The following is a 13,738-nucleotide window of genomic DNA, read 5'->3' on the forward strand; positions in this document are numbered from 1 at the left end:
ACGTCGACACGGCTACGAGGGGCGGAATGCGTGCCGCATACTGACCCGGTGTTCACTCTCGCCCAGGCGCGACACCTGGTGGCCACCCTGCGTCCCCGCGTCGACGAGCTGATCAGGTTGCGGGCCGACCTCGCCGAGCTGCGGGTCGACCTGGCCGACCACGGCGTCAGCACGCTCGGCGGGCTCGCCGAGGTGAAGGCCATCGAGGCCCGGCTGCACGCCGTGGTGGACGAGTTCCACCAGCACGACATCGAGGTCAAGGGCATCGCGCCGGTGCTGCTCGACTTCCCGGGTGAGCGCGACGGCCGCGCGGTGCTCTGGTGCTGGCTGGAGGGGGACACCGACGTCCGCTGGTACCACCGGGTGGAGTGCGGTTTCGCCGGCCGCCGCCCGGTCTGAACCGGTCACCGCTGGGTCGGTCTGAACCGGTCAACGGCGGGCCGGTCTGAGCCGGTCACCGGCGGGGTCGGTCTGAACCGGTCACCGGCGGGCCCGGCGCCGTCCGGTGGCCGGGTGTGACCGGCCGCCGGACGGATGTGCGTCAGCCGTCGGCGTAGCGGCGGGCGGCGGCGAGCGCGGCGCGCAACCGCTGCGCGCCGGCCGGCGCCGGCCGCTCCCAGTCGCCGTCGGTGGCGTAGAGACCGGCGTACGCGGTGGTGTCCCGCTGGAACCGCCAGCCCTCGGCGAGCGGCCCGACGTCGACGGCGTCGTAGCCCAGCGAGTCGAGGAACGCGGTGACGGTGGCCTTGGCGGCCTCGTCGTCGCCGGCGATCGGCAGGGCGGTCCGGTCGGCCGCGCCGGCCGGGCGGCCCAGCGCCCGCAGGTGCGCGAAGTAGATGTTGTTGAAGCCCTTGACCACGCGTGACTCCGGCAGGTGCCGCTGGAGCAGCTCGCTTGTGGTGGTCGACTCGTCGTTCAGCTCGGGGACGTTGCCGTCGCGCTCCGGGTAGTAGTTGTTCGTGTCGATCACGATCTTGCCGGCGAGCGGTGCGGCCGGCACCTGGCGGTAGGCCCGCAGCGGAATCGTGACGACCACCAGGTCGCCGGCGGTCGCCGCCTCCTCGGGGGTGGCCGCCCGGGCCCGGGGGCCCAGCTCGGTCACCAGGTCCCGGAGCGTCTCCGGGCCCCGCGAGTTGCTGAGCACCACCTGGTGGCCCGCGTCCACCGCGAGCCGGGCCACGGTGCCGCCGATGTTGCCGCTGCCGATCAGTCCCACAGTTGTCATGTCCGGTGCCAACCCGGTCGAGGCCCCCGCACATTCCCGACCGCGGAGGTAGGTTGTTCGCCCGGCGGAAACCTTCAGGTTGCTCTCTCGGGTCGGCAACGATTTGTAACGACAAGTCTCTATGGGCAGGGACAGCGAATCGATGATCTTCCCTGTCTAGTGATCTCATTGATATCAATCTCTCACCACCACTTCCCACCCCCAGGAGTGCGACGTGCGGAGATCCCGTCTTGCCACCCTCGCCCTGTCCCTGGCCGCCTCGATCGGGGTCTCGCTGTCCCTGGCCGCCGCGCCCGCCCAGGCGTCCCCGTCCGACCGGTACGTCGCGCTCGGCGACTCGTACGCCTCCGGCGTCGGCGCCGACAGCTACACCTCGGAGAGCGGCAACTGCCTACGCAGCACCAACGCCTACCCGGCGCTCTACAACGCCAACATCCGGCCGGCCTCGTACCGCTCGGTCGCCTGCTCCGGCGCCACCACGGCGGACGTGATCAACAGCCAGCTCTCCGCGCTCTCCTCGACCACCACGCTGGTCAGCGTGACGATCGGCGGCAACGACGTCGGCTTCGCCAACATCATGAGCACCTGCGTGCTCCAGGGTGAGACGCAGTGCGTGTCGGCCGTGAACGCGGCCATGAACGTGGCCCGCACCCAGATGCCCGGCCGGCTCGCCAACGTCTACAACGGCATCAAGAGCCGGGCCCCCTCGGCGCGCGTCGTGGTGGTCGGCTACCCGGTCTTCTACCAGCTCGGCACCGTCTGCGTCGGGCTCACCGCCACCTCCCGGGCGAAGATCAACGAGGGCATCAACCTGCTCGACGACATCACCCGTACGGCCGCCACCTCCGCCGGCTTCACGTTCGCCGACGTCCGGTCCATCTTCGTCGGGCACCAGCTGTGCAGCTACGGCACCAAGTGGCTGCACGCGTTGAACGTGCTGAACCTGACCATCTCGTACCACCCGACGGCCGCCGGGCAGTCCGGCGGCTACTACCCGGTCTTCCGGTCCGCGGCCGGCTGACCCGCGCACCGCGAGCGGCGTGCGCTCAGGCCGGCAGCACCTTCTCGATCGCGGCCCGCAGCTCGGGGTCGTCGGGCGTGACCTGGGGGGCGAACCGGGCGGCCACCGTGCCGTCCGGCGCGACCAGGAACTTCTCGAAGTTCCAGCGCACGTCGCCGGTGTGCCCCTCGGCGTCCGGCGTGCCCACCAGGTCGGCGTAGAGCGGGTGCCGGTCCGGCCCATTGACGTCGACCTTCTCCGTGAGCGGGAAGGTCACGCCGTAGTTCACCTGGCAGAACTCCTCGATCTCGGCCGCGCCGCCCGGCTCCTGGCCGGCGAACTGGTTGCACGGCACCCCGAGCACGGTGAGCCCGCGCTGCGCGTACGCGTCGGCGAGCGCCTGGAGGCCCGCGTACTGCGGGGTGAGGCCGCAGCGGGAGGCCACGTTGACCACCAGCAGGGCGCGACCGCGGTAGCGGTCGAGGTCGGCCGGGCCGCCGGTGAGGGCGTCGATCTGCACGTCGAAAACGGTCATGCGACGAGGCTACGGGCCGTCGTCGGCCTCGCCCCGCGCCACCCGTGAAATCGACGCATCTGCATCTTGACGAACTGATGACGGCGTGAGTAGCGTCTCAGCAATCAATTTGGAAAGTTTCCTAACTGTTTGGGGAGACGCCGTATGAAGAGATCGCTCCGCCGGGCCCTCTGGGCCACCGGCGCCGTGGTCGCGCTCGCGGTCGCCGCGGTGCCCATGACCACCGCGTCGGCTGCCGGCAGCGTCACCGCCACGTTCACCAAGGTGCAGGACTGGGGGACCGGTCACGAGGCGCGGGTGACCGTCACCAACGGCACCGGCGCCAGCGTGAACGGCTGGCGCATCGAGTTCGACCTGCCCTCCGGCACCTCGATCAGCAGCTCCTGGGACGCCGACGTGACCCGCACCGGCGACCACTACGTCGCGGTCAACAAGAGCTGGGCCGGGTCGCTCGCGCCCGGGGCCAGCTTCAACTGGGGCTACAACGGCACCGGGGCGTACAAGGGGCCGCTGAACTGCACCGTCAACGGCGGCTCCTGCGCCGGTGGCGGCACCCCGACGACCGCCCCGCCGACCACCACCGCACCGACCACCAAGCCGCCGACGACGACGGCGCCGCCCACCACGGCGCCGCCGACCACGCCGCCCCCCACCACCACGCCGCCGACCGGTGGCAAGAAGGTGGTCGGCTACTTCGCCGAGTGGGGCGTCTACGGCCGCAACTACCACGTCAAGAACATCCACACCAGCGGCTCCGCCGCCAAGCTGACCCACATCCTGTACGCCTTCGGCAACACCACCGGCGGACGGTGCAGCATCGGGGACAGCTACGCCGACTACGACAAGGCGTACACCGCGGCGGACAGCGTCGACGGCGTGGCCGACACCTGGGACCAGCCGCTGCGCGGCAGCTTCAACCAGCTCCGCAAGCTGAAGAAGATGTACCCGAACCTGAAGGTGCTCTGGTCCTTCGGCGGCTGGACCTGGTCGGCCGGCTTCACCCAGGCCGCGCAGAACCCGGCCGCGTTCGCCGACTCCTGCTACTCGCTGGTCAAGGACCCGCGCTGGGCGGACGTCTTCGACGGCATCGACGTCGACTGGGAGTACCCGAACGCCTGCGGCCTCCAGTGCGACGCCAGCGGCCCGAACGCGTTCAAGAACGTGGTCTCGGCGCTGCGGAGCAAGTTCGGCTCCAGCTTCCTGGTCACCGCGGCGATCACCGCCGACGGCAGCAACGGGGGCAAGATCGACGCGACCGACTACGCCGGCGCGGCGACCAACCTGAACTGGCTGATGCCGATGACGTACGACTACTTCGGCGCGTTCAACGCGCAGGGGCCGACCGCCCCGCACTCCCCGCTCTACTCCTACAGCGGCATCCCGCAGCAGGGCTTCTGGTCCGACGCGGCCATCCAGAAGCTCAAGTCCAAGGGCGTGCCGGCCAACAAGCTGCTGCTCGGCATCGGCTTCTACGGACGCGGCTGGACCGGCGTGACCCAGACCGCACCCGGCGGCACCGCCACCGGCGCGGCCCCGGGCACCTACGAGGCCGGCATCGAGGACTACAAGGTCCTCAAGAACACCTGCCCGGCCACGGCCACGGTCGGCGGCACGGCGTACGCCAAGTGCGGCAGCAACTGGTGGAGCTACGACACCCCGGCCACCATCGGCGGGAAGATGAGCTACGCCAACACTCAGGGCCTCGGTGGCGCGTTCTTCTGGGAGCTCTCCGGAGACACCAGCAACGGTGAGCTGATCGGCGCCATCAAGGGCGGTCTCGGCTGAGCCGAGGGCCGACGCACCACCCACCCGGCGGGGAGGGGCCGCACCAGCCCCTCCCCGCCCGCGTGGTCAACCCCGGGCGGCCCGTTGCCGGTGCTCGCCCGGGGACCACCCGTAGGCGCTCCGGAACGCGCGGCTGAAGTGCGCCGGGTGCGTGAACCCGCACCGGGCGCCGATCTGCGCGACGGTCAGCCGCCGCAGCGCCGGGTCGGCCAGGTCCCGGGCCGCCCGCTCCAGCCGGCCGGCGCGGATCAGGCCACCGACCGTCGTGCCGGTGCCCTCGAAGAGCCGGTGCAGCGACCGCACCGACAGGTGGTGCGCTGCCGCGACGGCGGCCGGGGAGAGCCCCGGATCGGTCAGGTGCCGCCGGACGAACGCCGCCACCCGCACCCGGAGCCCGGTCACCCGGGTGTCGACCGGCAGCTCCCGCGTGACGTCCAGCCGCCCGGCCAGGGCGCCGGCGATCAGGTCCAACGCGATCCGGTCGAGGTGCGGGGCGTCGGCCGTCGCGTACTGCTCCGGATGCGCCACGATCCGCCGCAGGAACGCGGCGAGCAGCGCGCCCATCCCGGTGCGCGCCGGGATCCCGACGGCGAACAGCTCCGCCAGCCGGCGCGGGGCCACCGGCAACGCCCGGTGCGGCACCAGGACGGTCAACGTCTCCACCGCCGCCGACGGCGTCGCGCCGTCCGCCCGTAACCGGGAGCCGTGTGGTCGGAGGGTGTCGACGAGGGTGAACGCCGACGGGTCGAGCGGCGCCTCGCGACGCTGCTGGGTCACCACCCCACGCCCGGACAACGGCAGGGCGAGGTGGTACAGCTCCGGATCGCCGCTGTCGATCATGCGCGCGGAGCGGATGAGCTCCAGGGGCGGGTAACGCCACACGCCGAGGCGGAGCGTGCCGAGATCGAGCACCCGGGCCGAGGCGGTGAAGTCGTCCGTGTACGCGCTCCGGATCGTGGCCGTCGTCGACTGCCGCGCGACGAGGTCCTGCCAGAAGTCGAACCGTTCGGCCGGGGGCAGCCACGCGGTGTCGACTGATGTCACGGTGAGGATGGTTCGTCACCTCCGGGAAGCGCGGTCCGGGGTCGCCGCGCCACCCGAGACTAGTGACCGTCCGGCCGGGTCGTGGCCGGCAGGCGCGCCGCCTGGCCGGACAGGGCGATCGAGGCGAGGATGGGGGAGGTCGGCGACCGGCGCGGGCCGGTGTGACACACTCGCCGACCAGGCACGTCAGGTGCCCCGGCGCCGATGGGAGGATCGATGGGTCAGCAGCACCGGAGGGTGGTGACCGCCGCCGTCGTGCTCGCGCTCCTGCCGGTCGCGCTGACCGCCTGCGGCGACGACAAGAGCGCCGGGGGCGCCGGGGGCTCCGGGTCCGCGACCCAGCAGGCGCCGGCGCAGGAGGCGGCCACCAAGAGCCGGGAGCGGGTGCAGGCGTACCTCGACGCGCTGGCCGCCCGCGACGTCGCCGCCGGCCGCAGTCAGCTCTGCGCCCCGCTTCAGGCCGCCTTCGACACGGCCGCCACCGGCCCCAACGGTGACTTCGCCGACCATTTCACGGTCCCGCAGGCCACCATCACCGACGTTCGGACCGGGCCGCGTGGCCAGGAGGTGAGCGCCTCGATCACGGTCGCCGCCGGATCCGAGACGGCCACCCGCGCGCTGCTGTTCACGGTCACCCGCACCGGCGCGGACTGGTGCATCGCCGGCGAGGCGCCGGGCGGCAACTCCGCCCAGCCGGCCGGCACGCCCTGACCCGAGGCGCCGGCCGGCGTGGATCTCCCACGCACCGGAACCGTCCCCCTCGGGGTGGAGCGTCCCGGGCGGTCGCCGTACGCTTCCCTTCATGCGCCATGAGTGGCATCAGCTGAGTCACCCCGCCGTGGGCAGCACTGGTCTGCAGACCAGCCGCCCGACCGCCGACTCCGCCGAGGACGTGGCCCTCGGCCTCGACCGCTGGCGGGAGTTGCCGCGTGCGCAGACCCCGCCGTGGAACGATCCCGCGCAGGTCGCCGAGGTCTGCACCGTGCTCGACACGGTGCCGTCCGTGGTCGCGCCCTACGAGGTCGACCAGCTGCGGCGGCGACTGGCCCTGGTCTGCGAGGGCAAGGCGTTCCTGCTCCAGGGCGGCGACTGCGCGGAGACGTTCGCCGACAACACCGAGAGTCACCTGCTGGCCAACGCCCGCACCCTGCTCCAGATGGCGATCGTGCTCACCTACGGCGCGTCGCTGCCGGTGATCAAGGTGGCCCGGGTCGCCGGGCAGTACACCAAGCCCCGGTCGCTGCCCACCGACGCGCGCGGCCTGCCCGCCTACCGCGGCGACATGATCAACTCGCTGGAGGCCACGCCGGAGGCGCGGGTCGCCGACCCGCAGCGCATGATCCGGGCGTACGCGAACTCGGCCGCCGCGATGAACATGATGCGCGCCTACCTGGCCGGAGGGCTGGCCGACCTGCACGCGGTGCACGACTGGAACAAGGACTTCGTCCGGCAGTCCCCGGCCGGTGAGCGCTACGAGGCGATCGCCCGGGAGATCGACCGCGCCATCGCCTTCATCCGGGCCTGCGGGATGACCGACGAGGAGGCCCTGCGCACGGTCACGCTCTACTGCTCCCACGAGGCGCTCGCGCTGGAGTACGACCGGGCTCTCACCCGGATCTCCGACCGCCGGGCGTACGGCCTGTCCGGGCACTTCCTCTGGATCGGCGAGCGGACCCGGCAGATCGACGGGGCGCACATCGACTTCATCTCCCGGATCGCCAACCCGATCGGCGTCAAGCTCGGCCCCACCACCACGCCGGACGAGGCGATCGAGCTGTGCGAGAAGCTCAACCCGGACAATGTCCCCGGCCGGCTCACGCTGATCAGCCGGATGGGCAACCACCGGGTCCGGGATGCCCTGCCACCGATCGTCGCCAAGGTCACCGCGACCGGCGCCAAGGTGGTCTGGCAGTGCGACCCGATGCACGGCAACACGCACGAGTCCTCCAACGGCTACAAGACCCGGCACTTCGACCGGATCGTCGACGAGGTGCTCGGCTACTTCGAGGTGCACCGCGGTCTGGAGACCCACCCGGGCGGCCTGCACGTCGAGCTGACCGGTGAGGACGTCACCGAGTGCCTGGGCGGCGCCCAGGGCATCGAGGACCTCGACCTGCCCGACCGGTACGAGACCGCCTGCGACCCGCGCCTGAACACCCAGCAGTCGCTGGAGTTGGCGTTCCTGGTGGCGGAGATGCTCCGTGGCTGACGCGAGGAGTGAGCTTGCGAGCCCCGCAGTCGGCAGCCGGAGGGAATACCGTGGATAGTGTGATCGATCTTCGGACGGACACCGTGACCCGGCCGACGCCGGCGATGCGGGAGGCGATGGCCAGCGCCGAGGTGGGCGACGACGTCTACGGCGAGGACCCGACCGTCACCGCGCTCGAGGCCGAGGTGGCCGCCCGGTTCGGGCACGAGGCGGCGCTGTTCGCCCCGAGCGGCTCGATGGCCAACCAGCTCGCGCTCCAGTTGCTCGTCCCTGCCGGTGACGAGCTGCTCTGCGACGCCGACGCGCACGTGGTCACGTACGAGGTCGGCGCCGCGGCGGCGTACTCCGGGATCTCCACCCGAACCTGGCCGGCGGTCGGCGCGGAGCTGGACCCCGACCTGGTCGTCGGGATGATCCGGCCGGACGGCTACTTCGCGGTGCCGACCCGGGCGATCGCGGTCGAGCAGACCCACAACCGGGGCGGCGGCGGGGTGATCCCGCTGTCGACGCTGCGCCGGATGCGCGAGGTCGCCGACGAGCACGGGGTGGCGCTGCACTGCGACGGCGCCCGGATCTGGCACGCGCACGTGGCCGACGGGGTGCCGCTGGCCGAGTACGGCGCGCTGTTCGACACGCTCTCGGTCTGCCTCTCCAAGGGCCTCGGTGCGCCGGTCGGCTCGCTGGTGGTGGGCAGCGCCGAGAAGATCGCCCGAGCCCGGTTCCTGCGCAAGCGGATGGGCGGCGGCATGCGGCAGGTCGGCGTCCTCGCCGCCGCCGGCCGGTACGCGCTGGCGCACCATGTCGAGCGGCTCGCCGACGATCACGCCAAGGCCGCCCGGCTGGCCGAGGCGGTCGCCCCGCACGGCGTGCTCGCGGCCGGCGTGCGGACCAACATCGTGCCGCTGGACCTCACCAAGCATCCGCTCGACGCGCACGCCCTCGCGGACGCGGCCCGGGCGGAGGGCCTGTTGATCTCGGTGCTCGGCCCGCGGACCGCCCGGCTGGTCACCCACCTGGACGTCACCGACACCCAGGTCGACCGCGCCGCCGAGATCCTGACCGCCGCCCTGCGCGCCTGACCGCCGCCAGGCGCGCCGTGCCTGACCGGCGCGCCGTGCCTGACCGGCGCTCCGCGCCTGGCCGGCGCGCCGTGCCTGACCGGCGCTCCGCGCCGCCCCGGTGATCAAGGAGTTCGGGTCGGTTCCGGCGCTGATCGGGACGCAAACTCCTTGATCAACGTTGCGGGGCGGCCGGGCGGCAGGCCCTGGGCGGTCGGCGGGTGTGCTCCGGTCCCGGTCAGGGGTGCAGGCGCCTGAGGGTGGCGATGTCGGCGGCGTGGCCGACGTGCTTCTCCGTGGGCGTCTCCACGAGCACCGGCACGCCGGCGGTCGCCGGATGGCGCATCAGTTCCGCGAACGCCGGCTCGCCGATGCTGCCCTTGCCGATGTTCTCGTGCCGGTCCCGGGTGGAGCCGCACAGGTCCTTCGAGTCGTTGGCGTGCACCAGCCGCAGCCGGTCGGCGCCCACGGTGGCGACCAGCGTGTCCAGCGTGGCGGTCATGCCGCCCTCGGCGGCCAGGTCGTGCCCGGCGGCCCAGGCGTGACAGGTGTCGAAGCAGACCCCGAGCATCGGATGCCGGTCCACCGCGTCCAGGTAGGGGCCGAGGTGCTCGACCCGGGAGGCCAGCGACCGGCCGCCCCCGGCGCTCGGCTCGACCAGCAGCATCGGCCCGCCGACAGCCGCGGTCTCGTCCAGCAGTGGGAGCAGCGACTCCCGGACCTGCCGCAGCGCCGCCTCCGCGTGCCCGGCGTCGACGGAGCTGCCCGCGTGGAACACCACGCCCTCGGCGCCGATGGCCCGGCCCCGGCGCAGCGCGTGGGCCAGCGTCTCGGCCGACCGGGTGACCGTCGCCGGAGTGGGGGAGCCGAGGTTGACCAGCAGCGAGGCGTGGATGAACACCGGCAGGCCACGCTCGCCGCAGCCGTCGCGGAACAACGCGTCCTGCGCCGGGTCGCCCGCCGGCAGCGCCCAGCCCCGCGAGTTGGAGACGTAGACCTGCACCACCTCGGACGCGGCTGCCTCGGCGTACGGCAGGGCCGCCCGCGCCAGCCCACCCGAGGTGGGCGTGTGCGAGCCCACCCGCCGACGCCCGCCGGTCGCCTCCGTCGGGCTCACAGGCAGGTCACCGTGACCGTGGTGCCCGGTGGCACCGGCGTGTTCTCGGCCGGGTTCTGCAGCCGGGCCACGCCGTTCGGGTTGAGCTGGATGTTGACCGGGAAGCCCTGGCTCTCCAGCGTCTGCTTGGCCTGCTGGCAGGGCATGTCGACGACGCGGGGGACGGCCACCTGGGGCGGACCCTTGCTGATCTCCAGCTTGACCTTCGCGCCCTTCTCCACGCCGGTGCCGTCGGCCGGGCTCTGGCCGAGGATCTCGTCCTTCGGCTTGTCGGAGTCCTTGTAGTTCTCCTCCGCCGTCAGCCCGAGCTTCCCGAGGATGCCCCGGGCCTCGTTGATGTTCTTGCCGACCAGGTTGGGCACGGTCACCGGGGCGCGGCCCTTGCTGAGGATCAGCGTCACCTTCGCCCCGGGCTTGACCACGGTGCCCACCTTGGGGTCGGTGGCCAGCACCACCCCGGCCGGCAACGCGTCGTCGTAGCGGGAGGCGCCCTTGGCCGGGACCAGCTTCGCGTCGGTCAGCTCGGTCTGGGCGAGTTCGAAGTCCTTGCCCACCACGTCCGGCACCGGCAGTCGCTCCGGACCGAGGGACAGCGTCAGCGTGATGGTGCCGCCCTTGACGATCCGGGCGGCCGAGCCCGGCGCCTGCCCGAGCACGGTGTCCTTGGGCACCTTCTCGTCGTAGCGGGCGTCGGCGTAGCGCAGCGTGAAGCCGCCGCGCTGGGCCTGCGCCTCCGCCTCGACCTTGGTCAGGCTCACCAGTTGCGGCGCGACCGTGTACCGGCCCACCCCGAACCACCAGCCGCCGACCGCGGCCACCAGGCCGAGCACCACGACCACCGCGGCGACCGCCAGCCGACCGCGCGGCGAGCCCATGATCCGGGTACGCAGGGCGGCCAGCCGGTCACCCGGCCCCGCCGGCTCGTCGGCACGCCGCCGGTGCGGCTGCTGTGCGCCGCCCCCCTCCGGCAGCCGGGCCCAGGCCGGTCGCTCGGCCGGGCGGACGGCGGCCACCACCTGGGTCGGCTGGCTCAACACGGCCGTGTCGTCGCTGAGCTGGCGCAGCACCGCGGTGTGCGCGTGCGGGTCGCCCAGCTCCTCGCGGGCGGACCGCACCTCGGTCAGCAGCGCCCCGGCGTCGGCCGGGCGGGCCGCCGGGTCCCGTCGGGTGGCTCGGGCGACGAGCGCGTCGAGGACCGGCGGCAGCGCCGGGACCAGGGTCGACGGCGCCGGCACGTCCCGGTCGACGTGCTGCCAGGCGACCTCCACCGGACGGTCGCCGTCGTAGGGCACCCGGCCGGTGAGCATCTCGAACAGCACGATGCCGGCCGAGTAGACGTCGGTGCGCGGATCGGCGTGCCCCTGGGTGACCAGCTCCGGCGCCACATAGGCCACGGTTGCCATGAGCTGGTTGCCGTTGTCCTCCTCGGCGCTGGCCTCGACGGCCCGCGCCAGCCCGAAGTCCGCCACCTTGACCACGCTGTCGACGAGGTTGCCGCCGGCGCCGGTGGGCGCCTCGGCGACCAGGACGTTCTCCGGCTTGACGTCGCGGTGCACGAGACCGGCCCGGTGCGCGGCGGCGATCGCGGCGAGCATCTGCTCGGCGATGGCGAGCGCCTCGTCCGGGCGGAGCCGCCGCCGCTCGGCGAGCACGTCGCGCAGCGTGCGGCCACGGACGTACTCCATGACCAGATACGGCAGGCCGGCGTGGATGCCCTGGTCGTAGACCGCGACCACGTTCGGGTGGGTGAGCCGGGCGATGGTCTTCGCCTCGTCGGTGAAGCGCTCGACGAAGCCGGCCATCCGGGCCCGCGCCTGTGGCGCCTGGGTGGGATGAATGATCTTGACCGCCACGGTGCGCTCCAGGCGCTCGTCGGTGGCGGTGTACACGGTCGCCATGCCGCCACGAGCCACGCGACCGCGAATGCGGTAGCGCCCGTCGATCAGCGAGCCCAGCAACGTGTCGGCGACCTGTGTGTCCATCGGCAGGCAGTCTATGTGTCGGGAGGGTGAAGGTTGAACAGGATGCTACCGCCGGGGTACGACCCGGGTGGACCGCCACACGCCACGGGCCGGTCCGGGGGTGCCGTGCGCCGGGTGCGCCGGGCGCGTGGCAGGGTGTTCTGGTGACCGATTCCGTACCCGCCGAGACCGGTGCCGACCTGCCCGGACCGACCGACCCGGCCGGCTGGCTGACGCTGCCGGACGTGGCCGAGCGCCTCGACCTGCCGATCAGCAAGGTGCACCAGATGATCCGGGACCGGGAACTGCTCGCGGTACGCCGCGACGGCGTCCGCCGGATCCCGGCCGACCTGGTGGCCAACCACATCGTGCTCAAGCACCTACCCGGCGTGCTCAACCTGCTCGCCGACGCCGGGTACGACGACGAGGAGGCGCTGCGCTGGCTCTACCGGGAGGACCCGTCCCTCCCCGGCACGCCCGCCGCCGCCCTCTCCGGCGACCTGGCCCGCGAGGTCAAGCGCCGAGCCCAGGCCGTCGCCTTCTAACCCCACCCCACGCCGCCCCAACCCACCCCACCCCACGTCCTCGTCCACCCGCCCCACCCCACCGGCCCCGCAGATTCACGGAAAGCGTGCTCATTTCGCGCTCGACAGCCACGCTTTCCGTGAATCTGCGCGGATCTTGGGTGGGGGTGAGGGTGAGGGTGGGGGCCGGGTGGGGTCAGTCGGCGCGGCGGGTGGCGGCGATGGCCAGGTCGACCAGGGCCTGACGGGCCTCGGTGTCCAGGTCGACGGCGGTCAGCGCGGCCAGCGCGCTCTCGGTCAGCGTGGCGATCCGGCGCTCGGTGCGCTCCAGCGCGCCGCTCGCGGTGATCAGCTCACGGAGCCGGGTCACCCCAGCGGCGTCCAGACCCGGCTCGCCGAGACCGGCCAGCAGCAGCTCCCGGCCGGCCGGGTCGAGCGTCTCCAGCGCGGCCGCCACCAGGTACGTCCGCTTGCCCTCGCGCAGGTCGTCGCCGGCCGGCTTGCCGGTGCGCTCCGGGTCGCCGAACACCCCCAGCACGTCGTCGCGGAGCTGGAACGCCTCACCCAGCGGCAACCCGTACGCCGAATAGGCCGCGTGCACCTCGGCCGGGGCGTTGGCCAGCGCGGCGCCCAGCAGCAGCGGACGCTCGACGGTGTACTTCGCCGACTTGTACCGGGCCACCTTGCCGGCCCGCTCCAGCGAGGTGTCGCCGGTGGCCTGGGTCAGCACGTCCAGGTACTGCCCGACGGTCACCTCGGTGCGCATCTCGTCGAAGACCGGCCGCGCCCGCGCCACCGTCGCCGGGGGCAGGCCGGCGGAGTGCAGCAACTCGTCGGACCAGACCAGGCAGAGGTCGCCCAGCAGGATCGCCGCGGCGTCGCCGAAGGAGTCGGCGTCGCCGCCCCAGCCCGCCGCGCGGTGCCGGGCGGCGAACCGCCGGTGCACCGCCGGCTCCCCCCGCCGGGTGTCCGACCGGTCCATCAGGTCGTCGTGGATCAGCGCACTGGCCTGGACGAACTCCAGCGCGGCCAGGGTGGCGACGACCTGGTCGGAGTCGACTCCACCGGCCCCCCGGAAGCCCCAGTAGCCGAACGCCGGGCGCAGCCGCTTCCCGCCACCCAGCACAAATGCCTCGATCGCCTCGGCGACCGGCAGCAGACCGTCGTCGACGGTGGTCAGCCAGGCGCGCTGGCCGGCGAGGAACTCGGTGAGCGCCTTGTCGATCCGCTGGCGCAGGCCGGCGCGGTCGACGGGGGAGACGGGAGCAGCGTGGGTCACG

At 73.0% G+C, this 13,738-nt stretch carries 13 protein-coding genes; 7 read left to right on the forward strand and 6 right to left on the reverse strand.

Annotated features, from left to right (window positions below; genetic code table 11):
- Nucleotides 1-48: 48 nt before the first annotated feature.
- Nucleotides 49-399 (forward strand): DUF2203 domain-containing protein, encoded by a 351-nt coding sequence (locus tag ACIA6B_RS05785; RefSeq protein ID WP_396771370.1) that lies wholly within the window; start codon nt 49-51, stop codon nt 397-399.
- Nucleotides 400-541: 142 nt separating this feature from the next.
- On the opposite strand, the gene ACIA6B_RS05790 is transcribed toward ACIA6B_RS05785, so the two are convergent.
- Nucleotides 542-1,225, reverse strand: coding sequence for an NADPH-dependent F420 reductase (locus ACIA6B_RS05790; RefSeq protein ID WP_396771372.1), 684 nt, complete (start codon nt 1,223-1,225; stop codon nt 542-544).
- A 214-nt stretch (nt 1,226-1,439) separates the two neighbouring features.
- Between ACIA6B_RS05790 and ACIA6B_RS05795 the strand changes: the two genes are divergently transcribed.
- Nucleotides 1,440-2,246, forward strand: coding sequence for an SGNH/GDSL hydrolase family protein (locus ACIA6B_RS05795; protein WP_396771374.1), 807 nt, complete (start codon nt 1,440-1,442; stop codon nt 2,244-2,246).
- 25 nt (nt 2,247-2,271) lie between these two features.
- Here the strand turns inward: ACIA6B_RS05795 and ACIA6B_RS05800 are convergent, their stop codons facing one another.
- A complete protein-coding gene (locus tag ACIA6B_RS05800) occupies nt 2,272-2,760 on the reverse strand; it encodes a glutathione peroxidase (protein WP_396771376.1) in 489 nt (162 codons plus the stop codon).
- A 144-nt stretch (nt 2,761-2,904) separates the two neighbouring features.
- On the opposite strand from ACIA6B_RS05800, the gene ACIA6B_RS05805 reads away from it, so the two are divergent.
- Nucleotides 2,905-4,545, forward strand: a complete 1,641-nt coding sequence (locus ACIA6B_RS05805) for a glycosyl hydrolase family 18 protein (protein ID WP_396771377.1) — start codon at nt 2,905-2,907, stop codon at nt 4,543-4,545.
- Between the two features lie 66 nt (nt 4,546-4,611).
- On the opposite strand, the gene ACIA6B_RS05810 is transcribed toward ACIA6B_RS05805, so the two are convergent.
- Nucleotides 4,612-5,589 carry a helix-turn-helix domain-containing protein gene (locus ACIA6B_RS05810; RefSeq protein WP_396771379.1) on the reverse strand — a complete coding sequence of 326 codons (978 nt, stop codon included), beginning with the start codon at nt 5,587-5,589 and terminating at the stop codon, nt 4,612-4,614.
- Between the two features lie 216 nt (nt 5,590-5,805).
- Between ACIA6B_RS05810 and ACIA6B_RS05815 the strand changes: the two genes are divergently transcribed.
- The 3 genes from ACIA6B_RS05815 to ACIA6B_RS05825 all read left to right on the forward strand — a co-directional run bounded on the left by ACIA6B_RS05815 (nt 5,806) and on the right by ACIA6B_RS05825 (nt 8,877).
- Nucleotides 5,806-6,300, forward strand: coding sequence for a hypothetical protein (locus tag ACIA6B_RS05815; protein ID WP_396771381.1), 495 nt, complete (start codon nt 5,806-5,808; stop codon nt 6,298-6,300).
- A 91-nt stretch (nt 6,301-6,391) separates the two neighbouring features.
- On the forward strand, nt 6,392-7,798 hold the full coding sequence (locus ACIA6B_RS05820) for a class II 3-deoxy-7-phosphoheptulonate synthase (RefSeq protein WP_281936657.1): 1,407 nt from the start codon (nt 6,392-6,394) through the stop codon (nt 7,796-7,798).
- Nucleotides 7,799-7,857: 59 nt separating this feature from the next.
- The gene (locus tag ACIA6B_RS05825) at nt 7,858-8,877 is read left to right on the forward strand and encodes a threonine aldolase family protein (RefSeq protein WP_396771383.1); all 1,020 of its coding nucleotides are present in this window, start codon (nt 7,858-7,860) and stop codon (nt 8,875-8,877) included.
- Between the two features lie 217 nt (nt 8,878-9,094).
- Here ACIA6B_RS05825 and ACIA6B_RS05830 read toward each other — a convergent pair whose 3' ends face one another.
- Both ACIA6B_RS05830 and pknB read right to left on the reverse strand, forming a co-directional pair.
- Nucleotides 9,095-9,973 carry a deoxyribonuclease IV gene (locus ACIA6B_RS05830; RefSeq protein ID WP_396771385.1) on the reverse strand — a complete coding sequence of 293 codons (879 nt, stop codon included), beginning with the start codon at nt 9,971-9,973 and terminating at the stop codon, nt 9,095-9,097.
- Nucleotides 9,970-11,955 (reverse strand): Stk1 family PASTA domain-containing Ser/Thr kinase, encoded by a 1,986-nt coding sequence (pknB, locus tag ACIA6B_RS05835; protein ID WP_396771388.1) that lies wholly within the window; start codon nt 11,953-11,955, stop codon nt 9,970-9,972. Before pknB ends, ACIA6B_RS05830 begins: the two co-directional genes overlap by 4 nt.
- A gap of 143 nt (nt 11,956-12,098) precedes the next feature.
- Between pknB and ACIA6B_RS05840 the strand changes: the two genes are divergently transcribed.
- Nucleotides 12,099-12,479, forward strand: coding sequence for an Rv2175c family DNA-binding protein (locus ACIA6B_RS05840; RefSeq protein WP_107159866.1), 381 nt, complete (start codon nt 12,099-12,101; stop codon nt 12,477-12,479).
- Nucleotides 12,480-12,654: 175 nt separating this feature from the next.
- On the opposite strand, the gene ACIA6B_RS05845 is transcribed toward ACIA6B_RS05840, so the two are convergent.
- Nucleotides 12,655-13,737, reverse strand: a complete 1,083-nt coding sequence (locus ACIA6B_RS05845) for a polyprenyl synthetase family protein (protein ID WP_396771390.1) — start codon at nt 13,735-13,737, stop codon at nt 12,655-12,657.
- Nucleotide 13,738 lies beyond the last annotated feature (1 nt).

Source organism: Micromonospora sp. NPDC051141 (assembly GCF_044455765.1).
In the GTDB taxonomy this organism is placed as follows: Bacteria; Actinomycetota; Actinomycetes; order Mycobacteriales; family Micromonosporaceae; genus Micromonospora.